The organism is Bacillus sp. 5mfcol3.1 (assembly GCF_900114335.1).
In the GTDB taxonomy this organism is placed as follows: Bacteria; Bacillota; Bacilli; order Bacillales; family Bacillaceae_G; genus Bacillus_A; species Bacillus_A thuringiensis_S.
Genome location: NZ_FOST01000003.1, coordinates 231,471 through 257,567, shown reverse-complemented (window position 1 = coordinate 257,567; position 26,097 = coordinate 231,471). Strand labels below are relative to the sequence as shown.

The window sequence follows — 26,097 nt, the reverse complement described above, 5'->3', positions numbered from 1 at the left end:
TTGAAATCACTTAATTTCTTATCCTGCCATTTTATTAATACTATCCTCTGGTGAAAATACAGAAATATGATCTACCTTACCAGTCGATTTTGGAATGTCAAATTTCAGCTCATACTGGTTATTTACTTTGTATACATATATTTTATCTTCACCATTCTCTTTAACTGAAGATGGTTTTCCTAATGCTTTTTCAATTTCTTGTAATGTAATCAATTTTAGTTCTGCATGATATGAGCGTACATCAAAAACTTGTGACCCTTTATTAAATCCGAAAACAACATTTTTATTTGTAAAAGTTGCGTACATTCCATTCCCTGCATATTCGGTTTTATTTGCTTGCCCCCACGCTTTTTCAATTTCTTCAATATCCCCTGTATGGGCTCCAAATGGCACATTAGGTACCTTTCCTTCTTTTGCTAGTTCAAACAAATCTTTAACGTGGTTAATTGATTTTTGATTAAGTGTTCTATTTTTCGAATCTGGCTCAGGTGATGGTTTTGTTGTTTTTTCATTACTTGGTTTTGCTTCAGGATTTTTCTGTTCTTCTGAAGAATTGCTTTGTTCATTTTTATTATTTTCCAAGGTTGGATTTGTTTCCTTTTTTTCGTCTGTCCCATTACATGCTGCTAGCGCAAACATACATGCTATAGCCAAAAACAACATAACTATTTTCAAATACCCTTTCATCATTTTACCCCCCTATTGCATCTTATTCATTTCGATAACCAACCCATTACACTACTTTTCAAATTATGTTTGTTCCAAAAAGTCAGTGCTTCATTCTCTCCAAAGGCTTGTACAAAATATGTTACAAAAGCTGTTCCTAAAAAGTAACCAAGTCTGTTATATCCGAAGTAACTACCTCCTGATAAACGGAACCATTCTTTCTCTTTTTCATCTGTCCATCCTTCAACATAATCTTTTAAAAAACGTTTCTTTATTTTCTCTTCATTTTCTTTATAATATTGTAGCCATAGATCACCGTCACTATTATATGAGTAGTAAACAGACTCATTTAAATCTTTAACGATTTTTTTTGATAAATAAGTTGCAACACCTTCACGATACAAACTTACCGACGCATCGGTCCATTCAGCCCTAGTCCAATCCATTCCAGTATTTTGTAGCATAACATTATGATATATATGACCTATTTCGTGAGCAGCAATAACACGAAGATGATTCAAATCTGGAGATAATTTTTCTGCCGCAAAAAATATGTCTCCAATGATTTCCCTTTCTACAAATGCATTTGAACCAAATCCTCCAACGAATACATGGAATTTCATATTTACATCAAAGTTATATTTATTACGATATTCATTTGTTACCTCTTGAATAATGATTGGTAATGATTCTGCAATAATATGAATATCTTCTATTTTTGCGGGATATTGTTTAATGGCATTAGAAAGACGTTCTTTCGTTTTAGGACAATGATACTTAAAGTATTCTTCAAATATCTCTTGAATGCGAAGTAAAGTATCGATTAAGGAGTTCTAATTCTAAATCGTCACTTTCCCATAATTTCAAAAAACTTGGAATTATATTGTTAAACACTGTATTCATCTCCTTATTTAAACCTTCTCTTCTCAATGATAATATCCTCTATCTATAGCTGAAAATATGCCGTCACAACAACTCCTTGAAACAAAAAAAACAGTAGGAAGTGATTACTCTTTTCCTACTGGTTAAAATAAAATTATACGGTAAATCTTAGCTTCTTAAAAAATGTAGCGATAGTATTTTTTACAGTTTCAAAATTATAAGCAAACGTGTTATCTCCACTTAATGATAAAATACATGTTAAACCTGCAGCTTTAATAAAAGCTTTTACATCTACAAGCATAAAATTAGCCTCCATGAATTTAATTACAATCATTATAACAGGTGTTTTACGATGCTAACATGAAAGTAATAAATAAATTTCTATTATTAATTTATCCCGCTATTTGCCGGGCAGTAAGATCCCCACTTCGAAGCAAAGAAGTTAGATGGGGGTAAGGGCTGCCCGTAAAAGCCCGATTGGTAGGGCTAATAATCAGTGGGGATGAACCACCCACTGATTAAAGCTTCACTTTATTTAGCTCAAAGTACACCATTTCAATGTCATATAAAAAAGCTGCCCCAAAAGGACAGCTTTAAATATGTATATTACACTTCGATTGACTTACCGTCTTCAACAATATGATAAAGTAAGTGAGCTAAATGATGAATTGGACCATATTCTTCCTCTTCCTCATCTGTTTCACCTTGGTATTCCAGATCATTTAAGTATAGTGCTAAAAATTGATAGTATAGTTTTAAATCAAATCCATAACACGCAGTTGGTTCTTCATGATCTCCTTCATATTGTAACATTAAGTATTGATCATTTCCTTCTGCATCTTCTGCATCAAAGAATACGAAGAAGCCAACGTTTGTATCTAAATCAAATAAATGACGAGTACCTTTTTCAGTTGCTTTATTGAAGTCCTCTTCACTTAATTTATGTACTGTTGTCGCTTTAGCATTATCTTCTTGATGGAAATTTACTGTGAATGTTTTCAATGCTGACACCTCCTGATTGTATAATACTAGCATAACATATAAAAAGGACTGCTTACAAATGTAAACAGTCCTTACATTCATTTTCGCATTGCTCGTAATAAGAAGCTTACGATGAAAATTAAAATGATCGCACCGATTAAAGCTGGAATAATTGCATATCCGCCAATGACTGGACCAAAACTACCAAGTAATTTCGAACCAACCCAAGAACCGATAATACCAGCAATAATATTACCAATTACACCACCTGGTACATCCCTTCCAGTAATTAAGCTTGCAAACCATCCTAATAAACCACCAACGATTAAAGACCAAATCATATAATAACCTCCTTTATATTTAACCAATCAAAATATAATTAGAAACAATTGCTTACCATTAGTTATGTGACATTTTTCATAAGTTATTCATACTGCTCAACTATAAGATTTTTGAGAATAATACACACCGATAAACTATTTTTCGAACTAACGATTTATCCGACTTTTTATTACACACATTAAGGACAATCTGGCTTCAATATTGTTCGCATAAACTCTTCTTTAAAAGCAGGATAGTTAAAACCAACAGCAATTCTTTGAATCGGCCGATCATCAAACCTTGTTGGTTCAGCTATTTTTCTAAAGTCTGCTACACTTTGGCCCCTAGTCACATCATTTGTCGTACTAATCCACACTGCCGATTTTTTATATTCGAAAATACTATCGTTTATAAACGAGACAAACGGTAGTAAATCGTGTATGGGACTTCCACCAATACCTGGATATTCTTTTTTATAAAAATTCTCATAATAAAAATCAATCATTGGTTTAATGAGTTTCGCCTGTCCAGTTCCTTGTTTATCTATTATATTGGCCATTTCAGGCGTAATAAGCGCACCCTGTGTTACATTTAACGGGTATATAGTAGCGTTTTTCGCATATTTCATAACAATATTTGCTGCAATTGGATCACCATAAAAATTCGCTTCAGATACTGGTGTAACATTACCTGGAAATAGGAAAGCGCCGCCCATTATATAATACGAACAAATACGATCCATTATATTTGGATACAATAAAAATAACGTAGCAAGCGTCGTTAGTCTTCCTGTCGCCACAATTATAATATCTTCTGGACAAGGTTCGATTAATTTGATTAATTCACAAAAATTTTCTCGTTTACAAATTCTCATTTCAGGTGGAATAATAGGACCTAAACCATGATCCCCATGGATTTCAGGGAAAAACAAAGGTTCTTCAGCTGTCATCGGCCTACTCGCACCTTCAATAATTTTCACTTGTGTAGCATAGTACCTTTCTAAAAAATAAACATTTTCCGTAACGATATCTCGTGATACATTCCCGTACTCTGCAACAATACCTAGAATATCTAATTTACATGTTTTATTTGCATAAATTAACGCTACGGCGTCATCAATACCAAAGTCTCCAAAAAAGATGATTTTCTTATTAACTATTCTCACCCCTCTTCAGCATAATCTACTATTATTATTATGTGAAAAAGACAAGGCGGTGAAACAGTGCAAACTAAAAAAGCCGCCTATTTATTGGCGACTTCAATCTTTTTATAAGACAAATATGCTAGTACATTTTTACTTGAATCGTATTTCGGGTTATTTCCTTTTCTTGGCTCTCTCATATGTGTCTTTTCAAATCCAGGAATGTCTGGCATTTTCCCCATAAATTCAAGCATTTCTTCCTCAGTACCTTCAATGCGTACACGAATCATAATAACTATTCCTCAATTCACAGTTTCTCTGTACTAAGTATATCGTACTTCAGAAAGACTGCAACACATTTATCTTTTTAATGTTGTACTTTTTTTACATATAAACATAGCCATTTCAGTATAGAACGAATCTACTTTATTATTTTTAAGTTGAATATTAAAATATTCCTTCATTTCGTTTGGTGCTTTCATCATACATTCTGTTAATTTTTCACGCTTTTGTACAGGGACATCCATCATATTACACCACCAGTCAAAATCAAACTTCTTATCAAAAGTAAGACATGACTGCATTTGCAAACCGTTTTTTTCTAATAAAGTAAGCCATTCTGTCTTTTTTAGAGCTCGTTCATGACTTGGGTCCCGCTTCTTTTCTATAAAATTATAAAATGTATCATATTCATTATTTTCTGGCGAAACATTATCTATTAAGATGAATAATCCATTATCCTCCAACGTACGATTTACTTCATAAATAAATTGAGCCGGATTCGTAAAATGATGGGCTGCAATCCGGCATGTAATTGTATCAAAAAAATGGTCTGCAAATGGTAAATTCTCTGCATTTCCTGCTACAAAAGATACATTTTCATGACCATTCTGCTTTATAAAAACTTTTGCTTTTTCTAACATCTGTTCTGTTAAATCAAGTGTAACTACTTCTTCAAACATAGGTGCTAACATATTTGCCACATGCCCGCCACCAGTAGCAACATCAAGAAGACGATTATTATGACGAGACTCAACTTGTTGAACTACATATTGTAAATCCAGTCCTTTAGCATGTATTTTACTATTTACATATTTATCTGCATTGCTGCCAAACTGTTTTTTCACAAGCTCTTCTTTACTCATATTATCATCTTCTTTCTATTGTTATTTACATATACGACTCATATAATTACTACAATTCTCTTAATGTATTTTCAAATCCTCTTTTCATCTCACTTCTTATCATATTTACCTTTCATTAAAATAATATAATTTTTCACTTTATTATTAAACAAAAAAAAGACTATGGGAACTTCCCCCCTAACCTGAATAAATATTTACTACATTTTTATTTCTTCGTATATATCTATATAATATAAATCCTCTTTCAACTTCATAATAACATCTACTTCGTTATAAGTAGCCTCACGAGCATGTAAACCAAATTGATCCATACCAATCCATATCCACCCAGGTGTAAGATATAAAACATCTATATTAAAATAATCTAACTTAGTAAGCTCCGCTGTAATAAATTTATCTTTATTAGCGATTTGTTTATCTATTAAACCGTATTCTTTCCCATTTTCAAATAGCGATATAAATTTCCCTACAATCGGATGTTCACGAACAATAAAATGATATTCTTTTTCCTCTATATTTACCACAATCAAACGAGAAACAGATAAATCAGGCCCTGAATTCGACATATTTGTTTATTCACCTCCTTATATAGGCTTCTTAAATATGATAACAAATGAATATTCAAATTAAATTAATATAATGTAAAAAATAAAAAAGCTGATTTCCCTTTAGAAATCAGCCTTTATAATTTGATCAACTTTATTCTTTTACAAATTATTATAATGTTTCTTTTTCCTCATCATTTCCAGAAACTAAATTTCCTATAGCATCCGCTGTTACTTCCACTACAAATTCACAAATACCAGCTACAACTTCTCCAATTATTTGATCCATCTTTTTACCCCCTTATTTTATGTAACCTATTTGCATTATAGAAGAAACTGGTAAATACAAACTATCGAAAAAGGTGACATAAACCTTACAGAATTGTAAGCTCTTTCATCCCTTTACTTATCCCCTTTGAAACTCCAAGTATTTTTAGCAGACATATAGGCCATCATAATATGAAGCAAGTAATAATCTAGTGTCAGGAGGCGTTTAATATGTATTACGTAAAATTAATTAAAGGTCAATCTTTCTACGCTTTTGATCATCGTTTCTTAGTGTCTGAAGAAGAAGAGGTTTCAGAGAAAATTTATAATTACTTACGACGTAATGAATTTTTTGAAGTACGTAAAGAAGAATATTCTGCTTAATTACAAAAAGCATTAAGAAAAATATCATCTTATTGTGATATATTCTTAATGCTTTTATGTGAATTTCTTCTTTTCAATAATTATTGTTGACTCTATTAAATAATCTAGTATTTGTCCAAACTAATTATTCACTATTTTCATATTCTAGTATATGAGGAGGTGAAGAATATGACTCATATCATTGATTACCAAGCTACTCAGCCTATAAGTAAAACTGGTGAAACAACTTTTGCAATCCCAGCTTCTCCAAATAAAGCAATTTTAGCAAATTTGAAATTGCGAATTTCAAGTAGAGATTCACGTAATAATCGAGTAGAATTAATCGCTACAATTGGTGTAGAAGGTATAACTGAGACTTCACAAGTTTTATTCCGAATTTTCCGTGATAATATTGAAATTTTTAATGCACAAGTAGGTATTGAATCTACAGATTCTGAACAATTCTACGTACAAACATTTCAAGCTATAGATCAAAACGTTAGCAGTGGAACACACGAATATTCATTAACTGTAGAAAACCTTACTAGTGGTGCAAGCGCAGAAGTTGTTGGCCCACTATCTTTTAGCGCTTTAGCTATTGGACAAGAGCGTAAATGTTGCTAAGTGAATCTAATATTTAAGTTTGTACTTGAGAAAAGCGAGGCGTAGTTATACGTTCTTGCTTTTTTATATGTACCCTTACTTTCTATTAGCTTTAATCATAAATTTTTTATGTTTTAATTCACTTATTTCATCAATTAACGCATCAAATTTTTGACAAATCAAAAAGATTGAAATCCAATTATGAAACACGTAATATAGACTCTGACTCTAAAAAAGTTCGTATAAAAATACTACATAAATAAGGAGGTTTTATATACGAGTTTTTCATTTTAAAAGACGGAGAGGTTTTATGTTATGTGGCGTAATAAAAACGTTTGGATTGTTTTAATTGGGGAGTTTATTGCAGGTCTAGGATTATGGCTTGGTATTCTTGGCAACCTTGAATTTATGCAAAAATATGTCCCTTCTGATTTCATGAAATCAGTTATATTATTTATCGGACTATTAGCCGGTGTTCTAGTTGGACCTATGGCTGGCCGTGTCATCGATCAGTATGAAAAGAAAAAAGTTCTTCTTTACGCTGGGTTTGGTCGAGTTTTAAGTGTTATTTTCATGTTTTTTGCTATTCAATTTGAAAGTATCGCATTTATGATTGCATTTATGGTTGCTCTTCAAATTTCAGCAGCATTTTATTTCCCTGCATTACAATCTGTAATTCCACTCATCGTACGTGAGCATGAGTTATTACAAATGAATGGTGTACATATGAATGTTGGTACAATCGCTCGTATTGCAGGTACTTCACTAGGTGGAATTCTTTTAGTTGTGATGAGTTTACAGTACATGTATGCCTTCTCAATGGCAGCATACGCCTTATTATTCCTCTCGACTTTCTTCCTACAATTCGAAGACAAGAAATCAACAACACCAAGTAAACAAGCTGCAAAAGATAATAGCTTTATGGAAGTATTTCGTATTTTAAAAGGAATTCCTATTGCTTTTACAGCACTTATATTAAGTATTATCCCTCTATTATTTATAGCTGGGTTTAATTTAATGGTTATTAACATTAGCGAAATGCAACATGATCCTACGATTAAAGGGTTCATATATACAATTGAAGGTGTCGCATTTATGTTAGGTGCCTTCGTAATTAAACGTCTATCTGATCATTTCAAACCTGAAAAATTACTATATTTCTTCGCAGTTTGTACTGCTTTTGCACACCTTTCATTGTTCTTTAGCGATATAAAATGGATGGCTCTTACATCATTTGGTTTGTTTGGGTTTAGCGTTGGCTGCTTCTTCCCTATTATGTCGACAATTTTCCAAACGAAAGTTGAAAAAAGTTATCACGGTCGCCTCTTCTCATTCCGTAATATGTTTGAGAGGGTTATGTTCCAAATCGTCTTACTTGGCACAGGGTTCTTCTTAGATACAATTGGGTTACAATATATGGTTCTCATCTTCGGAGTCGTTTCATTATTGATTATTTCTATTTCCCTTTCTAAGCAGAAACATTATGAAAAACAGCATTCGCAATCTGCGAATTTATAAAATAAACAAAGAAGTATGGATATAATATTGAATCCATACTTCTTTGTTTTATAATACGCCTATTTATTACGTTTATTGAAATTATCTAAAGGAGTAGCCCTCTTTTATTTCGAATAGATTATAAAGAGTACTCTTTATAAAAGGAGTGGTAAAATGTCTGATGGCATCCAAGTATTTATTGTCCTGCTCTTTGCAATTGCTCTGTTTAGCATCCTAAACTTTTTAGCCATTTCCTTATCTGGACATAGTTTTAAAAAAAGAATCGTGGCAGGTTTCATATTTTTACTACTGACTCCCATTATCTTTTTGACTATCGCAACATTTGCTTCTATATTCGATAAAGCAGGATTTGGCGCAGGTACGTTAGCCTTTATGATCGCAAGCGTATATATAATAAATGGAATAGTGCTTCTGCTTTCCTCTTTATATATCCTCAAAAAAGACATAACATAGGCTATAGTACTAGCATGAATCTGACTTTACACTAGATTCATGCTTATTTAATTTCTCCTAAATTTTTATATGAAATTAAATAATTCTTTAAAAAAATTTAAACTTTATTTATTATAATATCCCTATCGTATTCGCACGTTTATTCAAATTTAAAAGAAAGGAGCACAAAATGAAAAAGGTTCTACTTACAATTCCTATACTAATCATCCTACTTAGTGGATGCAGCAATAACGATATATACGGTTCTTGGGAAGTCGTTGACAATAAAAATGGTGAATGCCCTGTATATTATAAATTTGAAACAGTTGTCAAAAAAGAAAATAAAGAGGAAATTGTGCAAAATTTAGTAGAAATGCAAACCACAAAGAATAAAGACGATTTATATAAAGGCTCATTTGTCAAAAATTCTAATGTATATCACATTGATTATGGTAATTCATTTACATCAGAGCAAACTTTAAAAGTTGCCGACGGTACATTAAATGTATACTTTTTGACAGCTGAAAAATTATGCACGTATAAAAAGAAATGATTACATTTCAGAGGAAACGCAGAAAATATTTTCTGCGTTATTTCACTTTAGAAATCTTCCACAAATACTTAATAAAAACTATAAAATAACTTAAGTTATATAAAATGAATCCTATAATAGACATTTCAATTAACACGTCTACGTTATTTACATCGATACTTTTCAAAATAGGCTAATCCTTCCTCTAAATTTGTCAATCGTTTTAATTTTCATAAAAAAATGATAAAATATAAACATGTGTTTTCAGAATAATTAAAAACGCAGAATGAAAGCACTGTTTTAGGAGGGGTTTTGATGACTTACACGTTAGCAACTAGAATGAAAGCATTCCAATCTTCTATATTTAGTGAATTAGGAGCCTATAAAAAAGAAAAAATTGCAGCAGGTCATAACATGATTGATTTGAGCATCGGAAATCCTGATATGCCGCCCGCTGATTTTGTAAGAGAAACAATGGTACATACAGCGAGTGAGAAAGAGAGCTACGGGTATACATTATCAGGTATTCAAGAATTTCACGAAGCTGTAACTGAATATTACAACAACACTCATAACGTTTTATTAAATGCGGATAAAGAAGTTTTATTATTAATGGGTTCACAAGACGGGCTCGTTCATTTACCTATGGTTTATGCAAATCCAGGTGATATTATATTAGTTCCTGATCCAGGATATACAGCTTATGAAACAGGTATTCAAATGGCTGGTGCAACATCTTACTACATGCCTTTAAAGAAAGAGAATGATTTCTTACCAGACTTAGGAGTCATCCCTGAAGAAATTGCCGATCAAGCGAAGATGATGATTTTAAACTTCCCAGGGAATCCCGTTCCAGCAATGGCTCATGAAGATTTCTTTAAAGAAGTAATCGCATTCGCGAAAAAGCATAATATTATCGTTGTCCATGATTTTGCTTATGCTGAATTTTATTTCGATGGTAATAAGCCAATTAGCTTCCTCTCTGTACATGGTGCTAAAGAAGTTGGTGTAGAAATCAATTCTTTGTCAAAAAGTTATAGTTTAGCAGGTAGCCGTATTGGATATATGATTGGAAACGAAGAAATTGTTCGTGCACTTACTCAATTTAAATCTAATACCGATTACGGTGTATTTTTACCAATTCAAAAAGCGGCATCTGCAGCACTAAGAAATGGCGCTGTATTTTGTGAGAAAAACCGCGATATTTATCAAGAACGGAGAGATACTTTAGTCGATGGATTCCGAACATTTGGCTGGAATGTCGATAAGCCAGCTGGTAGTATGTTTGTCTGGGCTGAAATTCCACAAGGATGGACTTCTCTAGACTTCGCTTATGCATTAATGGATCGTGCGAATGTCGTTGTTACACCTGGTCATGCATTTGGACCTCACGGAGAAGGCTTCGTACGTATTGCACTCGTTCAAGATAAAGAAGTGTTGCAACAAGTTGTTGAAAACATTAGAAATAGCGGCATTTTCACTCTTGAAAAAGTAAATGAATTAGTTAAAAATTAGTTCCCACTCCCCTGCTTAAATTTAGCAGGGGTATTATTAATTGGAGGTACTTTCATATGCATATTAAAGACACTCTTCCCCATCGTTATCCATTTTTAATGACTGATAAAGTAACAAATGTAAAACAAGGTGAATCCGTTACAGGATATAAACTCATTACAAATAACGAATGGTTTATAAATGATAATCAAAAACATATGCCTCATATGTTAATTGTAGAAGCACTTGCTCAGCTTAGTGCATTTGTACATACAAGTGATTCTGAAGGACTAGGATTCCTCTCCTCTTTAGATGGAGTTGAATTCCAAGGAAAAGCATATCCCGGTGATAAACTTGATTTACATTATGAACTAACGCGCAATCGCCGAGGTTTTGTTCTTGGTAAAGGTATTGCAACTGTAAACGACCAGCCTATTGTAACTATAGAAAAACTATTAATATATCAAGCAGATTAAATTGTTCCTTATATCAGTTGGGAATATCTATTCTCAACCAATTAAAAATAAATAGGAAAACATATTACGTAGTTAGGAGCAGGAAAATGGAACGTACTATCGGTATCGATGCTGGAGGCACATTAACTAAAATAGCTTATTTTAACGAAAAAAGGCTATTAACTTTTGAAAAATTTTATTCGCATGAACAACATAAAATAATAGATTGGATTAAAAACAACAATGGCATAAAACAAATATGTATTACGGGTGGTAAATCGAAACTATTACAGCAACTGCTTACAAGTTCATATAAAATAATAGAGCTAAACGAATTTGAAGCTACTCTTGCAGGTGTCCAATACATATTAAAAGAAGAAAAACATGCTATACGCAATTTTATTTTAACCAATATCGGTACAGGTACTTCTATCCATTACGTTTATAATGAACAATATATTCGCGCTGGTGGAACCGGAGTTGGCGGTGGGACTATTATGGGACTTTCAAAATTGTTAACAAATATAGATCATTTTGAAGATGTAATCCCTCTAACAAAAGTAGGATCTAGAAAAGAACTAGATATTACGGTTGGAGATATTTATGGTGGTATTCTTTCCCCTATCGATAATAACTTAACTGCTAGTAACTTCGGAAAAGCAGCCATTACAGAATCAAATAATAGTAGCTCCGATATACTAGCTACTGTACAAGGACTTGTCGGTGAAGTCGTTACTGCATTAAGCCTTCAATTCGCTGAAACAAAAAACATTGAACATATTATTTATATTGGTTCGACTTTATGTAATAACGTACAACTTCAACATATTATTAGTAGCTACACCGAATATCAAAATAAAACACCAATCTTTTTACAAGATGGTGGTAATAGCGGTGCAATTGGTGCATTACTTCATGCTACGAAATAAAAAGCTGACTTTTGTCAGCTTTTTAGAAATGGCACTTCAAATTCAATAATTGATTCCCCGTTCTCTCCAATTCGCTCCACGCTTATTCTATCAATCACACAATTTAACTTCCCATGAAAACTAGGAATCTCCTTCACTACTTCAGCAGCTAACGCGACACTTTCTTTTCTTCCAACTGTTACATGCGGGATGTACGGAATGTCTTCTTTCAAAAATTGTAATAAAGGTCCTGTATTCTATGATAAGAAATTTTGTATACTAACTCCATCTTCTCCCCTCCATTATTTCAACTGGCTCACTGGATATTTAGCAAATAAAGATTTCCGAAAATCTTTATCTTCCACAAGCATTTTAATTTTTTCATTATTATCGTTAAGAAACTTTACTACTTTCTTTTTATCCCATATATCATCTTCTTTTGGAAAATCATCAAATTTTCCATGCAAGATTGATAGGATTTCCTCCCTTTTCATCATAAATTTTATATTCTCTACCTGAAACTCGTAACTGTTTGCATTTGGCACTAAAACTACAAGATAAATAATGTTAAAGAGAAAATTCTTCTTCATCGTATCTTTCTCATCAAACCAATACGTCTCAATCATTTCTTCTGTAAGAGCCCCACTCTCTTTTGCGCCATAGTTCACTTTTATATTTTCATTTTCTAAACTTATACTTTGAACTGTTCCACCACCGGGTAAATGATTAATAATTGCAACCACATCTGAATTATTACCAACGTATGTCCCAGTATATTTCTTAAAATCATCTGAACTAACATCATATATATCTTTTATTCTTTCTCCATTAGAACAAGCCGTAATAAATAAAAAAATTGTTAGCATAACGATTATGTTATGATGCATATATTTCATTTAGCATCCCCCATTTTTATCGATATTTCGTTAATTACAATATTTACTTTCAAATCCCTTTTTAAATATACGCATTTTAATCAAAATTAAAAATTTTCATTTTTTATGTTTACAATTATCCATTAATTGTATATACTTACTAACGTAAGAAAAAAATTCTAAAAGGAGGTCGAAGGAAATGATGAAATTACAATTACATGCATTAACTTTAGCGTTAACTGCACCTGTGTTTTCTGGACAATTAAATATGAATTCGACCACCCTAATGGAGAATTGAAAATCGTACTTTATTTCATTTAATTCATAAATTCGCCACAGGAGGTCGTATACTTTCCTGTGGCTTTTTCACGCCCAGCCATAGGAGAACTGTATCTTCCTGTGGTTTTTTTGCGCGGTTTTTTAGTCTCTTACATTATTTTTCTAAGAAAGGAGCAACATTCAATGACTATTAGCGTATTGTTTTTAAGTATTACGATTCAAAGAAATACAATTTCCAAAGGGGAAATTCTTCATAATGAGCAAATTGAAAAAGCTATGAATGATGTTAAGGAGCGCCAAGCACTTTACTGTGATCACCTGTAATTCCTTTTCGAAAGGAGGAATTCATTTATGACTTTTCATATTTTCTTTTTTACGACTGTGCTTCAAAAAAATACTTTATCTGAAACTGAAATCAATCGTAAACAACAGTTAAAACAACTGACTGATAAAATAACTGACATTAAAAGTTCATACTACACTCAAATGTATTAAAAATATATTTTAAAGGGGCAATATATTCATGAAATTTAAAGCATTCTTTTTAACAATCACCATTCAAAAACGTAAGCTTTCACAGAAAGAGATTTTACGTGAGCAACACATCCAAAGCATTATGGACGAAGTAAAAGAGCGCCAATCTTCTTATTACACTCGTCTTTTCTAAATCACTTATAAAGGGGTCATAAATCTAATGAAATTTAAAGCATTCTTTTTAACTATCACTATTCAAAAACGTAAACTTTCACAGAAAGAGATTTTACGTGAGCAACACATTCAAAACATTATGGACGAAGTAAAAGAGCGCCAATCTTCTTATTACACTCGTCTTTTCTAAATCACTTATAAAGGGGTCATTATCCAATGAAATTTAAAGTATTCTTTTTAACCATTACCATTCAAAAAAATACATTTTCCGAGTCTGAAATGTTTCATGAGCGACAAATTAATCAGGCTATGGATCATGTAAAAGAAAGACAAAGTCATTACTGTAGTCATCTGTAATTTCTTATTACACTCGTTTTTTCTAAATCACTTATAAAGGGGCAATTATCTAATGAAATTTAAAGTATTCTTTTTAACCATTACCATTCAAAAAAATACATTTTCTGAGTCTGAAATGTTTCATGAACGACAAATTAATCAGGCTATAGATCATGTAAAAGAAAGACAAAGTCATTACTGTAGTCATCTGTAATTCCAATTCGAAAGGAGGAATTCACATATGAAGTTTCACCTTTTCTTTTTAACGATTACAATTCAAAAAGAAACAATATCTCAAAATGAATTAAAACAAGAAAGACAATATAAACAAGTTATTGATGAAATTCGAGATCGTAGAAGCAAATACTACACTCACCTTTAATCGTTTAACTATATAGAATTGAAAGGAGTCGATTATGATGTTGATAGCACGCTGTAAGGAAATGATTTGGATAGTTCAGAGGGATTCCACATAGTTTTATAGAGCTTATATCACACAAGTTTATCACTGAATTTGATGTATAAAAAATATATAATAAAATCAAATCAACCCACTTTTAATTATTTATTTATAAACAAAAGATACACCACTTAAAAAGCGGTGTATCTTTCTCAGGTTTCACTATTTCCGATTACTTCTCTTTGTCTTAAACAATCTCACTAAGTTCGAAACAACAGTTTTTGTTACTGCATAAACTGGTACTGCTAAAATCATTCCGAGGATTCCAGCAAAATTACCTACCCCTAAAATTAGGATAATAATTGTTAATGGGTGAATGTTTAATTTCGAGCTCATAATACGCGGTGAAATAATATTACTTTCAAACTGTTGTACAATTGTTACGATAATAATTACGTATAAGGCTTGCATCGGAGAAACGAACAGTCCTACAATAACAGCTGGTGCTGCCCCAATAAATGGCCCTAAGTTAGGAATGATGTTTGTAAATGCTGCAATAATTCCTAAAACAAAAGCATACGGTAAATCGATAATTAAATAACCGATAAAAGTAAACGCACCTACAAATATACAAACGAGCGCTTGCCCTTGAATATATGCAGATAATGTTTCGTTCGTTTCCTTAATGATACGAAGCCCCTCTTCACGGTAAGACTCAGGTAATAAACTTACCGCTTTTCCTGGAAAGGCATGTCCATCTTTAAACATGTAAAATAAAATGAACGGTACTGTAAATACAACTAATGCAACGTTCGTGATAATACCAAATAAAGCCGTTGCACTCGACGTAATTGTATTTGGAATATCTTTTAAGTATTCAATCGCATTTTTTTCAATTGTTTCAATGGAAACGTAGTTTTGTGTAGATAACCATTCAAACAACCTATGATGTGATAATTCTTGTATGTATACTTTCCCCTCTTTTATGTAGCCTGGCATATTTTTTACTAAGTCCATTAGCTGTTGTGAAATCGTAGGAACAACTACTCCAACGCCAACCGCAGTTAATGTTATGATAAAAAGATATAACAGTAATATCGCTAAATTTCTAGGTACTTTTTTATTCTCCAAAAAGATTAATACAGGATTAAATATGAAGTATAAAAAAAGCGCGATTAAGATTGGGAAAAACAATGTTGATATGAAGATACCAATCGGTTGAAATAAAAATGATATTTTTGTGCAAATAAATATGATTCCTACAACCATTAGCACTTCTAATGTCCAAAAGTGCACTTTTGATTTCAAAAAAACGGCCTCCTTTAAACTAGCACTTCTCTTCATTGTACCAAAATAAGTATGAATTTCACATAATATTTTCCTTTACAATATTCCAAAATACCAATAAATACACTACAATGAGATTACATACAAATTTGCAGGTAAAGGTGATAAAAATGACACAATGCATCATTTGCAGAAAAGATACGAAAGAACTTAGTGAACAATATGTCATTCCAGAAATATTATGTGGATATTATTTCACAAACTCAATTTGTGATACTTGTCATGAACAAATGACAACAGATATTGATCGTCCTTTAATTAGGCATAAATTGAGTCAATTTAAGATTGAACAAATGAAAAGACAAATTGATTCCCCACTCTATACGAATGAGCACGGTGAGGAACTTGCGGCTGCTGAGACTGATGTTGTCGAAGTAAGCGACGAGATTCTTTATTCTAATGCATTAATTATGAAACTATGTAAAAAGCACGATATTTCCTTACATAATGAAATTTGGAAGGAGGAACGTGTAACGAAAGTAGCGAGTTCTATTCAACGTGAATTACTATTAGATAACCGTAAATATAAAATGAGTGTATTAAAAATGGCTTATACATTCGCTGTACAAACAGTTGATGGCTACTTTGAAGATCAAGATGCAATTGATATTTCTACCATTCTCTCAAATGCAGATTTCGTGGAACTAAAAGAAAAAAGCATTGTACGTGATTTAAGCAAAAGTTCTTTATGGAATACGCTAAATACAAGTAGTGAAAATCATTACTTTATTTTACTTAGCGATAAAGACGGCCTGTTTTGCTTCATTCGTTTGTTTGACATCTTTGATGTTGTCGTTCATTTATCAGAAAAAAGATTTGACCTTCCATCGCCGATTGTCGGTGTAAATAATGTGAATACGCAGAAATTTTATGTCCAAAGTTTAAAACAGTATATGGATGGGCTGTTTAAAGAAAAAGCACCTACTATATAACAGGAACCAGAACATACGGTCTCCTTTCTTGATGAAAAGACACTGTGTTATAATGAGTATGAAAAGAACAATACAATCACATAAACCAATTATAAATTGTATATAAATAAAAAAGACTAGTGTGCGGCTACACACTAGTCCACGTAACTTAGCAGATTGGATTGTTCATTTATCCTATTTGTTTCTTACAAACAAAACAACCCACATTCTATAAGCATAGGTGGGTTGTTATTTTTTGAGCTTGTCTATTAAAACGACGACGAACGTTAACAATGCAACGAGAAACAGTCCACCTTGCAGTAGCAACGCTATTTCACTCACGTATTATCACCCCCCTCCTACTCGGAGAAGTGATAATTGAACAACCAACCGCACCTTAAGTTACCCTTTAATTTTACCATATTTTCTAATAATTTACGATGAAAACCCGCAAGCGAATAACTTGCGGGTTTTTTATCCCGTATTAACAGGCAGTGAACAAAATAAAGCAATAAATATGTGAAACTTTATTTCTCACTATTTTTTTAATGCATATGCATCAGCAATCATTTCACCAACAATTTTATTTTCTTCTTTCTTCTCGTCTTTCAATAATGGGAATAACAATTCTGCGACCTCATACGCTTCTTCTAAATGCGGATATCCTGATAAAACAAACGTATCAATTCCTAACGATTCATATTCTTTTATCCTTTCTGCTACTGTATGTGGATTGCCTACAAGTGCAGTACCTGCCCCACCTCTTACAAGTCCGATTCCAGCCCATAAATTAGGGCTTATCTCTAACGACTCTCTCGTACCTTTATTTAAATGTGTCATCCTCTTTTGACCAACCGAATCATATCTTGCAAATGTCTTTTGAGCAAGCTCAATTGTTTCATTATCCACATATTGAATTAAACGTTCTGCCTCTTCCCACGCTTCTTCTTCTGTTTCTCTTACAATTACGTGTAATCTAATGCCAAATCGTACTGTACTTCCCTTCTCTTCTGCAAGTTTTCTTACTTCTTCTATTTTCTCTTTCACTTGCTCTGGTGGCTCTCCCCACGTTAAATATACATCACTATGTTCAGCTGCTACTTCTTTTCCAGCAGCTGATGATCCTCCGAAATATATAGGAGGATATGGTGTTTGAACTGGCGGGAATACAACTTTACTATCTGTAACTTGAATATGTTTTCCTTCTAAAGAGATCGTTTCACCTTGCAATGTCGATTTCCAAACCTTTAAAAATTCATCCGCTGCTTCATATCTTTCATCATGCTCAAGATATAATCCATCTCCTTGTAGTTCAACTGGATCTCCTCCAGCTACTACATTAATAAGTAGTCTCCCATCTGAAATTCTATCAAATGTAGATGCCATCCTCGCTGCAACTGTAGGTGACATTAGTCCTGGTCTCACTGCTACTAAAAATTTTAGTTTTTCTGTTTCAGCAGCAAGAGCTGAAGCTAACACCCAAGGGTCTTCACATCCTTGACCAGTTGGAAGTAAAACACCCGTATATCCTAAATAATCAGCTGCCGCAGCAACTTGCTTATAATAACCATATTCAGCTGCTCTTCCTCGTTTTGTCGTTCCTAAATATCGACCATCTCCATAAGCCGGAATAAACCATAATAATTCCATACCTTTACACACCCCTTATTTATTTTGAAACGTATACTAACAAATTCTATATAAATTACCCCTAATAATTTATATGTTAATTCCCAGTCTCACCTTTAAAATTATCTCGCCATCTTAAAAACTTCACTTCTAGTAAACGTACTAGAGAGTCAGAAAACTTCCCAACAAATGCAAAGATAATTATGCCGACAAATACGATATCTGTATTTGAAAATTGCCTTGCATCCATAATCATATAACCAATACCTTCTGTAGATCCCATAAGTTCTGCTACTACTAAACTCACCCATGCAACACCTAACGATAACCTTGCTCCTAGTAAAAGGTTAGGCAATGCAGATGGTAAAATTAGTTTCGTAATTAGTTTTCTTTTGCTAAACTCTAACACTCTCGCAACATCAAATAACTTTGAATCCACACCTCTAATACCTAAAAATGCGTTTACGTATAAAGGAAAAAATGCACCATCTGCAATTAATAACACTTTCGATGTTTCACCAAAACCGAACCATAATACAAAAAGCGGCGCAACAGCTAAATGAGGTACAGTTCTTAACATTTGCACAGATGGGTCTAAATATTGCTCACTTCTCGTTGAAAATCCAACAATTGTTCCTAAAATGATTCCTAAGCCCCCACCAATAAAGAAACCAGCCGCAGCCCTGAATACACTAATACTTAAATGGCCGAATAACTCTCCTGTTTTAATAAGCTCTTGGAAAGCTAGAAAAATATCTAATGGTGTTGGTAAAACTGTTTTAGAAACAAGACCGAATACGCCAGCCAACTGCCAAATTATTAATATAATAACCGGTATAGTAATCGCCCTTACTAAAACTTTTACATTTAACTTTCGTACCTTCTTTATGTCATTTTTCTTAATCGTTATACTCGCTGGTTTCATAACAGCTTTCGTATTTTCCACTTTACAAAACCTCTTTTCACTTCGCTTTCAATGCTTTTTCTACGAAAGAATTATCTACAACTTTTTCCGTCTTAATTTCTTTCTTTATAGAACCGAGCTTATATTGAAAATCCGCTGTCTTTTGTTGTTCTGCTATTATTTCCTTCGTTACTGGAACTAAAATTGGTTTGTCGTGATTAAACACTTCTTTTACGATCTTCGCATCTATCTTTTTTACAGAAGTATATACTTTTATTGCTTCATCTAAGTTAGCATCTTGCCATACACGTGCTTTCTCATAAACTTTGAGGAATTTCTCAACTAATTCTGGATGTTCTTTCGCAAATTTTGTTCTCGTAATTAAAAATTCTGGTGAAGAGACATTTAATGTTTCACCGTCTGCAATCACCTTCGCACCTTTATTTAACGTATGTAATGATATGAAAGGGTCCCAAATCGCCCATGCATCTACTGATCCTGATTCGAATGCAGGCTGAGCTTCATCTGGTTGTAATTGAATGACATTTACATCTTTTGCATCAATACCTTCTTTATCAAGTGCTCGATACAATAAATTAAAAGCACTACTTCCTTTTGCTACTGCAATTTTTTTACCTTTTAACTCTTTTACACTCGCAATTTTGCTATCTTTTTGAACGAGAATTCCAGTTCCTTTTCTCGCATAACTTGTATTGGCGATTTCGGTAAATCCAATACCTGCTGCTTGCGCTGAAATGACTGGAGAATTCCCTACTTCACCAAAGTCTAATCGGTTTGATGCGATTGCTTCAAAATAAGGAGGTCCACTTTGGAACTCTGTCCATTTCACTTTAACTCCTTCTTTTTTAAACTCCTCTTCAAACCACCCCTTTTTCTTTGCTAGTAATAGCGGGCTTAATCCTTGTTGTATACCAATTTGTATTGTTACATCTTCTTTCTTACTACTTACTGTACTTTTTTCACATCCTAATAAAAATACTGATATAGCTAAAGCAAAAGAAAGAATTTTAAATTTTTTATACATATAAAATCACCCTTTTCCTATATACTTGTTTGAATCAACCCTCCATATTCAAACTGCTGTAATACTTTCGTTCGAAGTTGTTGGAACGATTGAGAAGTTTTATTTCGCGGATAAGGCAAATTATTTTCAATCACTTTATGTATTTTCCCTGGTTTTGCACTCATAATGATAATTCGGTTTGAAAGATATATCGCTTCGTCTATATCATGTGTAACGAATATCATTGTTGTTTTCTTCTGCTCCCAAATATTCAGCAATACTTCTTGTAAATGACTTCGAGTAAAAGCATCCAGCGCTCCAAAAGGTTCATCAAGTAATAATACATTCGGATCTCTTAATAACGCTCTCGCTATCGCAACACGTTGTGACATCCCGCCTGAAATTTCTTTCGGATACGATTTTTCAAAGCCATCTAACCGAACGATTTCAACCCATTCTCTCACCTTATCTTTCACATACTTATCTTTTAACGACAAATCTGCCGCTATATTTTCTTCAACTGTTAACCATGGAAAAAGCCTATGCTCTTGAAAAATAAAACCTTGTTTCTTGCTCGTTTTTAAGATAGGCTCCCCGTCAATAATAACTTCACCTTCAAAATCATTATCTAGACCTGCAACAATTTTTAGTAATGTACTTTTTCCGCACCCACTCGGACCAATTACTGTAACAAAATCCCCTTTCTCTAATTGAAAATTAATATTCTCTAATACTTGAACAGTACCAGTTTGTTTCAAAAAATATTTTGATACCCCATCAATTGAAACAGTCATTTCTTCTCCTCCTTAAAATGATTCATATAAATGAACAGATTCAGTATTTGTGCAATAAAAAAACCAAAGGCATTTTATCAACAGATAAAATGCCTTTGGTTTCTCCAATCAGCAATACGTTATGGAATTAAGTACATATTATACAAATATTTCCGATAAGTCAACTAGGTTTTAGCGAACATTATTTATTTTTAAAGATATCAGCAGTCCCTTTTATTATTTTTGGAAGGAACGTTTTAATTGTATCCGTTAATAAATGAAGAGCTTCGTTCACATAACCACCTTCGAAATTTCCTAATGGTTCTGGTAATTCATCCTTATCTAATAGGAAGTATTCTCCATTTGGAAGTACCATAATATCGATGATTAAATCTTCGAAGGAAACCACTTCGTCTTTTATTTGTGTGTTTTTTACGATATTAAAATAGGAACCTAAATACTTCCCTTTTATATCTCTCCATACGTATAAATTGTACGGACGATCTTTCCAATAATATGCGATTGTATAACTTCCTTTTGGGATTGTTAACTTAGTATCTTTTGCAGTCATTGTAAATGAATACTGCACCTCGTGAAATAAAACGATACTTTGTGATTGCTTTTCAAGTAATAAACAATTGTGATCTACTATTGTTGAGTTATACCGGATTTTTCTTTCTATAATTTCACTTTTCGATGTAAGTAACTTATTCATTATTTTGTTTCCCCTCATACTAGTTCTATCCTCAATTACATACTTCTTTATATAATGATTTATACAAGTACACAAGAAAAACTCCTTCTTATTTAGAAAGAGTTTTTCACTATCCATGTTTCATATTTTTTCACTTCTAACGGAAACTCATTTGTTTTTATGTAACTAACAGCACTATTACTCATGTTTTAACTTTTCCTTAACCGCATCATAAAATTTTCGTTCTTCATCAACATTTAAGTGCACACGACTTACTGTTTTAGAAAATCCATATAACAACTGTGCTTTCACTGGCTCTTTTAATGTTATTTCAAAAGTAGCAGGTTCTTTTATGAACTCCATAACAGTTGCATCCAATACCTGTTTCCCTTCTTTTGCCGTTAGCAATTCATCCTTGTAAAACGCAATATTATCAATTTGTGTAAATGGTATAACAATTTTCTTTCCTAATCCAATTTGAATGATTACTTGTTCTTCTGTTACGATAAGTGGATTTTTACGCATCGCTTGTATTTCAGCTATAAAATAAATCATCGCGTATACATTTAAAATAAGTAAAATCCATGCTATTACTGGATTCCACTGGTGTAGCAAATAATGAAAACCAATACTTTCTATTAAGGTCGCATGGATGATCATGATATATACACCTATTGCACCAGTCTTTTTGTGATATGAGTATACGTATTCACCTTCTGGTACTTTTTCACGCCACGATAAAAATGCATAATAGATTAACTTACACTCCGTTACAATGATATCTATTAATTTATTTCTTTTCATAGTAGCGTCAAACGCAGCATCAATTGCATAAGAAAATGAAGAGTACTCACTTTTATATTCTTTATATTTTTTTATTATGGTAGGAAGCTTTCTAACAATTTTATATAGAAGGAATAACTCTAAACATACAAAAGCAATTTCTCCTGCAACTATAATATAAGAAACGTATGAAAAATCTTGTAAATAGTCACTTGGAATAATAAATCTTGCAAAAATATAACCAGCTATTACAACAGGAACTATATACGTTAACGAGTACCTTTTTCGAATAATGAAGAAATACGTGATGATTGGAATGACAAACATGCAATCTAATAATGACCCAAGTACAACTTCTTTCGGCGCAGCTGGTACTATTGGAAGAGCATACAATAAATAGTTTGATAGCATAATTAAAGAGACGAGTCCAATCCAAATACCTTTTCGCCTTCGCGATAGTGTAACATTCATACGTTCACTCCTTTATTTAAAAACCTCATTTAAGTGGTCTTTATAAAATGAAATGGCACGTTCAAATTCTTTTACTTCCTCTACTTTCACGACAGTTTCAAGTAATAATTTCATCGCTGACTCGTGATCGTTTACGTTATATTTTGCTAATGATAAAAATACTTTCATCGGATCGTTCTCTGGGAATTTTTTCACCCCAGCTTCTAATACTGTAATTGCCTTTTCATATTCCCCTATACAACGATATGTACTTCCTAGACCAATATAAGCACCGCAAAGGGATTCGCCATCAAGTCCATTTGCGATTGCCTGCTCATAATACGGAACTGCTTCTGTTTCTAGCCCCATTACATCATGTATCCACGCACACTGATACAGTACTTCTGCATCCTTTGTAAAGTTTGTTAATCCTATAAGCATCTCTTTAGACTGCGCATATTTCTTTTCGTTTCTAAGTTTAATAGCTTGCTTTAATAAATGTTCCATAGAATCCACTCCTCACCAATTATTCTGTGTATAGCTCTTGATTGATATACGCTTCACATTCGTGTAAAAGTAAAATTCCCACCAATTAAAGTTTCGCTTACTTATTACTATGCGGATTCATTCTTATCTAAAAACTTAATTTTAAAAAGCAGTGACACGATTACATAATACCTCTAAGCTTTTGACAATTTCTTTCGCTGTTTCATCTTTCCCATTACACAACTTCCCTTTACCATCTTGTCCAATTACATAATGCACAGCTCCGCGCGAATATAAAGAATGTGGTGAATTCGCAATCATTACATTCGCCCTTGCTTCTTTCATTCTATTTTTCGCTCTTTCAAACAGTTCTTCTTCATTTAAATCACTTTCAAGTTTAAAACCAATAAGTACTGTTTCTGGGTCCCATTCTTTTATTTGTTTTAATACTTTTGGAGCCTTTTGAAAGTGAATAATCGGTGCTATATCACTTGAAATTTTTCCGTTCATATTAAGAACATTACCATCTTGATCACAGATCTTCTCCACAATCCAATCTGATCCAGCCGCTGCCATAATAACCGCATCAACCTTTTCATGTGTGATGATACTTTTCATTTTATCTTGTAAATCAACAATCCCTTCAAATGGATGTAATTCTAACCCTCTATGTACATCGCTCGGTTTCTCCGCAAAATAACCGTGTAAATATATAACATGTGCCCCTTTAGCTAGAAGTTCTTCTGCGATTATCCTTCCGATTGTACCTTTAGCCATATTCGTATGCCCGCGTACTTGATCCCATTTTTCTAGACAACCACCGCTCGTAATTAATACCTTTTTCCCCTTCATTGTAACCATCCCTTACTAATTTTTCTTACGAAACCATTCTGTTCCAAAGTCAACTATATCACGCTGTTTCATTAGACGACACGTTGCATTACCTATCTTCCCGTTTTTTACAGTTCCTTTTCGCTCAAACTCCACACCAATTTCTACAAACTTCTCAGATTCGTAATCCATTTCAACAAACTCTTTCCACACTCTTTCACCGTTTTCTATAATAGGTGCTCCTACTTGTATTAACTCACATGCACCAGTACGCACCTCGGATAAATGAACAGACGTATTTGAATCATATCCAACACCAATTAATAATACGTACCCGTCTAAATCGTATATTTTTCTTAATGGAGATTCTTCTCCAAAGCTCATTGATAATGAATGGTTCATTGTTATCTCTACTGCATGTTTTCCCCATGCAGCAAAACTTCCTAACGGATGATTACTACGTACTACATTCGGATATGTACGAAAACATTCAACTATTTCACCCATTCCCCTTGTTGGGGTTATACGTGAATCAAATGCAGGGACGTTATCTCGGATAATTTGCCACCAGTCTTCCGGTACAGGTGGTCTTGACCAATGTTTCGGATCGGACAAATCCGAAGATTGCGTTGGCATTATTATCGTTCCTTCTTCCGTAACAACTTTCATTAATGCTTCTACTACGGCAACCGCACCACCAGATATCCATCCGATAGAACTTAGTGATGAATGAACGATAATTGTCATTCCTTTTTCGATTCCTAATGCTTTTAAATCTTTTGTTATTGTTTCGATTGTATTTGGAAATTGTGTGCTTGCTACTATTTCATTCATTTTCATATTGGTTCCCTCACTAGCCACGTAAATTTAAACTTTTATATAAATATATTATCATATTTTTCTTAATTTTTAACTTAATCATATTCATTACTACAAAAATATGTATATGGGTGTACTGAAGCCTCAAAACTCTATTAAAATCGTAGAGAATGATAAGCGAGAGTTTTATTAAATGAAGAAAAATGTAAATCTTATTTTTTCAAGCTATACTCCATATGCATATTTTTATACTATTTTTCCAAATAACAATGAAATCTTTCGATTCCCATATATTTTTCTCCTAAACTTTTAACTTGAAAACCAATTCTTTTATAAAATTCTACCGCCCCATCGTCTGTCTCTGCTTCTATATAAGTCAATTGATATATCCTTACCACTTCTTTAATCATTTGCAGTGCAATTCCTTTTTGACGATAATCTGAAGCCACTGCTATATGACATACTCGTGCTTTAGTTGCTCCGATTACTTCAATACCTATACAAGCTTTTTCTTCATATTTGTACAAAGTCCCTTTATTACTTTGATAAAATATTACTGCCTTCTTTAAGCTTATTTCATTTGGACCGACCGCATATTGTAGCACATTTAATATTGAATCTTTTTCAATTTGTTCAACACGCTGTAAATTCATAT

General features: G+C 32.9%; 37 protein-coding genes and 2 pseudogenes. 16 read left to right on the top strand and 23 right to left on the bottom strand.

Going from position 1 to position 26,097, the window contains the following annotated elements; translation table 11 throughout:
* Nucleotides 1–18: 18 nt before the first annotated feature.
* From BM089_RS19500 to BM089_RS19460, 9 genes and pseudogenes are all read right to left on the bottom strand, one after another.
* Entirely contained in the window at nucleotides 19–690 is a 672-nt protein-coding gene (locus tag BM089_RS19500; protein WP_139213296.1) for a YjgB family protein, read from the bottom strand.
* Between the two features lie 23 nt (nucleotides 691–713).
* Nucleotides 714–1,569, bottom strand: a pseudogene (locus BM089_RS19495) (aminopeptidase).
* Nucleotides 1,570–1,702: 133 nt separating this feature from the next.
* The gene (locus tag BM089_RS19490; protein WP_090977767.1) at nucleotides 1,703–1,849 is read right to left on the bottom strand and encodes a chorismate mutase; all 147 of its coding nucleotides are present in this window, start codon (nucleotides 1,847–1,849) and stop codon (nucleotides 1,703–1,705) included.
* Nucleotides 1,850–2,154: 305 nt separating this feature from the next.
* On the bottom strand, nucleotides 2,155–2,550 hold the full coding sequence (locus BM089_RS19485; protein WP_025118014.1) for a hypothetical protein: 396 nt from the start codon (nucleotides 2,548–2,550) through the stop codon (nucleotides 2,155–2,157).
* Between the two features lie 77 nt (nucleotides 2,551–2,627).
* Nucleotides 2,628–2,870: a GlsB/YeaQ/YmgE family stress response membrane protein gene (locus tag BM089_RS19480; protein WP_025118015.1), complete on the bottom strand. Its 243-nt coding sequence runs from the start codon at nucleotides 2,868–2,870 to the stop codon at nucleotides 2,628–2,630.
* A gap of 179 nt (nucleotides 2,871–3,049) precedes the next feature.
* On the bottom strand, nucleotides 3,050–4,015 hold the full coding sequence (locus tag BM089_RS19475) for a nucleoside hydrolase (RefSeq protein WP_001223685.1): 966 nt from the start codon (nucleotides 4,013–4,015) through the stop codon (nucleotides 3,050–3,052).
* Between the two features lie 77 nt (nucleotides 4,016–4,092).
* Complete coding sequence (locus BM089_RS19470; protein ID WP_000621885.1) at nucleotides 4,093–4,281, bottom strand: DUF3970 family protein; 189 nt, start codon at nucleotides 4,279–4,281, stop codon at nucleotides 4,093–4,095.
* Between the two features lie 69 nt (nucleotides 4,282–4,350).
* Complete coding sequence (locus tag BM089_RS19465) at nucleotides 4,351–5,136, bottom strand: class I SAM-dependent methyltransferase (protein WP_090977764.1); 786 nt, start codon at nucleotides 5,134–5,136, stop codon at nucleotides 4,351–4,353.
* A 197-nt stretch (nucleotides 5,137–5,333) separates the two neighbouring features.
* Nucleotides 5,334–5,702, bottom strand: a complete 369-nt coding sequence (locus BM089_RS19460; protein WP_000071476.1) for a hypothetical protein — start codon at nucleotides 5,700–5,702, stop codon at nucleotides 5,334–5,336.
* A 477-nt stretch (nucleotides 5,703–6,179) separates the two neighbouring features.
* On the opposite strand from BM089_RS19460, the gene BM089_RS19450 reads away from it, so the two are divergent.
* From BM089_RS19450 to coaW, 8 genes are all read left to right on the top strand, one after another.
* The gene (locus BM089_RS19450) at nucleotides 6,180–6,332 is read left to right on the top strand and encodes a YqbF domain-containing protein (protein ID WP_000291905.1); all 153 of its coding nucleotides are present in this window, start codon (nucleotides 6,180–6,182) and stop codon (nucleotides 6,330–6,332) included.
* A gap of 168 nt (nucleotides 6,333–6,500) precedes the next feature.
* Entirely contained in the window at nucleotides 6,501–6,935 is a 435-nt protein-coding gene (exsC, locus tag BM089_RS19445; RefSeq protein ID WP_000148797.1) for an exosporium protein ExsC, read from the top strand.
* Nucleotides 6,936–7,229: 294 nt separating this feature from the next.
* Complete coding sequence (locus BM089_RS19440) at nucleotides 7,230–8,432, top strand: MFS transporter (RefSeq protein ID WP_000269261.1); 1,203 nt, start codon at nucleotides 7,230–7,232, stop codon at nucleotides 8,430–8,432.
* A 153-nt stretch (nucleotides 8,433–8,585) separates the two neighbouring features.
* Nucleotides 8,586–8,885 (top strand): hypothetical protein, encoded by a 300-nt coding sequence (locus BM089_RS19435; protein ID WP_001279472.1) that lies wholly within the window; start codon nucleotides 8,586–8,588, stop codon nucleotides 8,883–8,885.
* A gap of 169 nt (nucleotides 8,886–9,054) precedes the next feature.
* Entirely contained in the window at nucleotides 9,055–9,417 is a 363-nt protein-coding gene (locus BM089_RS19430) for a hypothetical protein (RefSeq protein ID WP_000757024.1), read from the top strand.
* A gap of 294 nt (nucleotides 9,418–9,711) precedes the next feature.
* Entirely contained in the window at nucleotides 9,712–10,911 is a 1,200-nt protein-coding gene (locus BM089_RS19425; RefSeq protein ID WP_000222704.1) for an LL-diaminopimelate aminotransferase, read from the top strand.
* A gap of 56 nt (nucleotides 10,912–10,967) precedes the next feature.
* Entirely contained in the window at nucleotides 10,968–11,366 is a 399-nt protein-coding gene (locus tag BM089_RS19420; protein ID WP_000547673.1) for a 3-hydroxyacyl-ACP dehydratase FabZ family protein, read from the top strand.
* Nucleotides 11,367–11,452: 86 nt separating this feature from the next.
* On the top strand, nucleotides 11,453–12,274 hold the full coding sequence (gene coaW, locus BM089_RS19415; RefSeq protein ID WP_090977761.1) for a type II pantothenate kinase: 822 nt from the start codon (nucleotides 11,453–11,455) through the stop codon (nucleotides 12,272–12,274).
* Between the two features lie 14 nt (nucleotides 12,275–12,288).
* Here the strand turns inward: coaW and BM089_RS19410 are convergent.
* Nucleotides 12,289–12,507: pseudogene (locus BM089_RS19410) on the bottom strand (2'-5' RNA ligase family protein); the annotation flags it as partial.
* Between the two features lie 48 nt (nucleotides 12,508–12,555).
* A complete protein-coding gene (locus BM089_RS19405; protein ID WP_086409237.1) occupies nucleotides 12,556–13,149 on the bottom strand; it encodes a DUF4825 domain-containing protein in 594 nt (197 codons plus the stop codon).
* 441 nt (nucleotides 13,150–13,590) lie between these two features.
* On the opposite strand from BM089_RS19405, the gene BM089_RS19395 reads away from it, so the two are divergent.
* From BM089_RS19395 to BM089_RS19365, 7 genes are read left to right on the top strand one after another with little or no spacing between them, the layout of a single operon-like run.
* A complete protein-coding gene (locus tag BM089_RS19395) occupies nucleotides 13,591–13,731 on the top strand; it encodes a YrzI family small protein (RefSeq protein ID WP_000156197.1) in 141 nt (46 codons plus the stop codon).
* A gap of 27 nt (nucleotides 13,732–13,758) precedes the next feature.
* Entirely contained in the window at nucleotides 13,759–13,902 is a 144-nt protein-coding gene (locus BM089_RS19390; protein WP_000142729.1) for a YrzI family small protein, read from the top strand.
* 28 nt (nucleotides 13,903–13,930) lie between these two features.
* The gene (locus BM089_RS19385; protein ID WP_000668965.1) at nucleotides 13,931–14,074 is read left to right on the top strand and encodes a YrzI family small protein; all 144 of its coding nucleotides are present in this window, start codon (nucleotides 13,931–13,933) and stop codon (nucleotides 14,072–14,074) included.
* Nucleotides 14,075–14,101: 27 nt separating this feature from the next.
* A complete protein-coding gene (locus BM089_RS19380; protein ID WP_000668963.1) occupies nucleotides 14,102–14,245 on the top strand; it encodes a YrzI family small protein in 144 nt (47 codons plus the stop codon).
* 26 nt (nucleotides 14,246–14,271) lie between these two features.
* Nucleotides 14,272–14,412: a YrzI family small protein gene (locus BM089_RS19375; protein ID WP_063547616.1), complete on the top strand. Its 141-nt coding sequence runs from the start codon at nucleotides 14,272–14,274 to the stop codon at nucleotides 14,410–14,412.
* Between the two features lie 52 nt (nucleotides 14,413–14,464).
* Nucleotides 14,465–14,605, top strand: a complete 141-nt coding sequence (locus BM089_RS19370) for a YrzI family small protein (RefSeq protein WP_090977759.1) — start codon at nucleotides 14,465–14,467, stop codon at nucleotides 14,603–14,605.
* 27 nt (nucleotides 14,606–14,632) lie between these two features.
* Nucleotides 14,633–14,773, top strand: coding sequence for a YrzI family small protein (locus tag BM089_RS19365; RefSeq protein ID WP_000668497.1), 141 nt, complete (start codon nucleotides 14,633–14,635; stop codon nucleotides 14,771–14,773).
* Between the two features lie 240 nt (nucleotides 14,774–15,013).
* Here BM089_RS19365 and BM089_RS19360 read toward each other — a convergent pair whose 3' ends face one another.
* Nucleotides 15,014–16,099 (bottom strand): AI-2E family transporter, encoded by a 1,086-nt coding sequence (locus BM089_RS19360; RefSeq protein WP_090977757.1) that lies wholly within the window; start codon nucleotides 16,097–16,099, stop codon nucleotides 15,014–15,016.
* 149 nt (nucleotides 16,100–16,248) lie between these two features.
* Here BM089_RS19360 and BM089_RS19355 point away from each other — a divergent pair, with 149 nt between their 5' ends.
* Entirely contained in the window at nucleotides 16,249–17,070 is an 822-nt protein-coding gene (locus tag BM089_RS19355) for an HNH endonuclease (protein ID WP_000189684.1), read from the top strand.
* A 228-nt stretch (nucleotides 17,071–17,298) separates the two neighbouring features.
* On the opposite strand, the gene BM089_RS31565 is transcribed toward BM089_RS19355, so the two are convergent.
* The 11 genes from BM089_RS31565 to BM089_RS19300 all read right to left on the bottom strand — a co-directional run bounded on the left by BM089_RS31565 (nucleotide 17,299) and on the right by BM089_RS19300 (nucleotide 26,095).
* On the bottom strand, nucleotides 17,299–17,391 hold the full coding sequence (locus BM089_RS31565; RefSeq protein ID WP_001289320.1) for a putative holin-like toxin: 93 nt from the start codon (nucleotides 17,389–17,391) through the stop codon (nucleotides 17,299–17,301).
* A gap of 195 nt (nucleotides 17,392–17,586) precedes the next feature.
* Entirely contained in the window at nucleotides 17,587–18,699 is a 1,113-nt protein-coding gene (gene ssuD / locus BM089_RS19345) for an FMNH2-dependent alkanesulfonate monooxygenase (RefSeq protein WP_090977755.1), read from the bottom strand.
* A gap of 76 nt (nucleotides 18,700–18,775) precedes the next feature.
* Nucleotides 18,776–19,624, bottom strand: a complete 849-nt coding sequence (locus BM089_RS19340; RefSeq protein ID WP_090977753.1) for an ABC transporter permease — start codon at nucleotides 19,622–19,624, stop codon at nucleotides 18,776–18,778.
* 16 nt (nucleotides 19,625–19,640) lie between these two features.
* Nucleotides 19,641–20,627, bottom strand: a complete 987-nt coding sequence (locus BM089_RS19335) for an aliphatic sulfonate ABC transporter substrate-binding protein (RefSeq protein ID WP_090977750.1) — start codon at nucleotides 20,625–20,627, stop codon at nucleotides 19,641–19,643.
* Between the two features lie 17 nt (nucleotides 20,628–20,644).
* Entirely contained in the window at nucleotides 20,645–21,400 is a 756-nt protein-coding gene (locus tag BM089_RS19330) for an ABC transporter ATP-binding protein (protein WP_000218578.1), read from the bottom strand.
* 181 nt (nucleotides 21,401–21,581) lie between these two features.
* The gene (locus tag BM089_RS19325; protein WP_090978008.1) at nucleotides 21,582–22,094 is read right to left on the bottom strand and encodes a ribonuclease FAU-1 family protein; all 513 of its coding nucleotides are present in this window, start codon (nucleotides 22,092–22,094) and stop codon (nucleotides 21,582–21,584) included.
* 177 nt (nucleotides 22,095–22,271) lie between these two features.
* Nucleotides 22,272–23,327, bottom strand: a complete 1,056-nt coding sequence (locus BM089_RS19320) for a hypothetical protein (RefSeq protein WP_001103387.1) — start codon at nucleotides 23,325–23,327, stop codon at nucleotides 22,272–22,274.
* A 12-nt stretch (nucleotides 23,328–23,339) separates the two neighbouring features.
* Nucleotides 23,340–23,813, bottom strand: a complete 474-nt coding sequence (locus BM089_RS19315; RefSeq protein WP_000400637.1) for a tetratricopeptide repeat protein — start codon at nucleotides 23,811–23,813, stop codon at nucleotides 23,340–23,342.
* Between the two features lie 141 nt (nucleotides 23,814–23,954).
* A complete protein-coding gene (locus BM089_RS19310) occupies nucleotides 23,955–24,644 on the bottom strand; it encodes a phosphopantothenoylcysteine decarboxylase domain-containing protein (RefSeq protein ID WP_000676727.1) in 690 nt (229 codons plus the stop codon).
* Between the two features lie 15 nt (nucleotides 24,645–24,659).
* Nucleotides 24,660–25,463 (bottom strand): AAC(3) family N-acetyltransferase, encoded by an 804-nt coding sequence (locus BM089_RS19305; RefSeq protein ID WP_000783341.1) that lies wholly within the window; start codon nucleotides 25,461–25,463, stop codon nucleotides 24,660–24,662.
* Between the two features lie 230 nt (nucleotides 25,464–25,693).
* Nucleotides 25,694–26,095: a GNAT family N-acetyltransferase gene (locus BM089_RS19300; protein ID WP_023522256.1), complete on the bottom strand. Its 402-nt coding sequence runs from the start codon at nucleotides 26,093–26,095 to the stop codon at nucleotides 25,694–25,696.
* Nucleotides 26,096–26,097 lie beyond the last annotated feature (2 nt).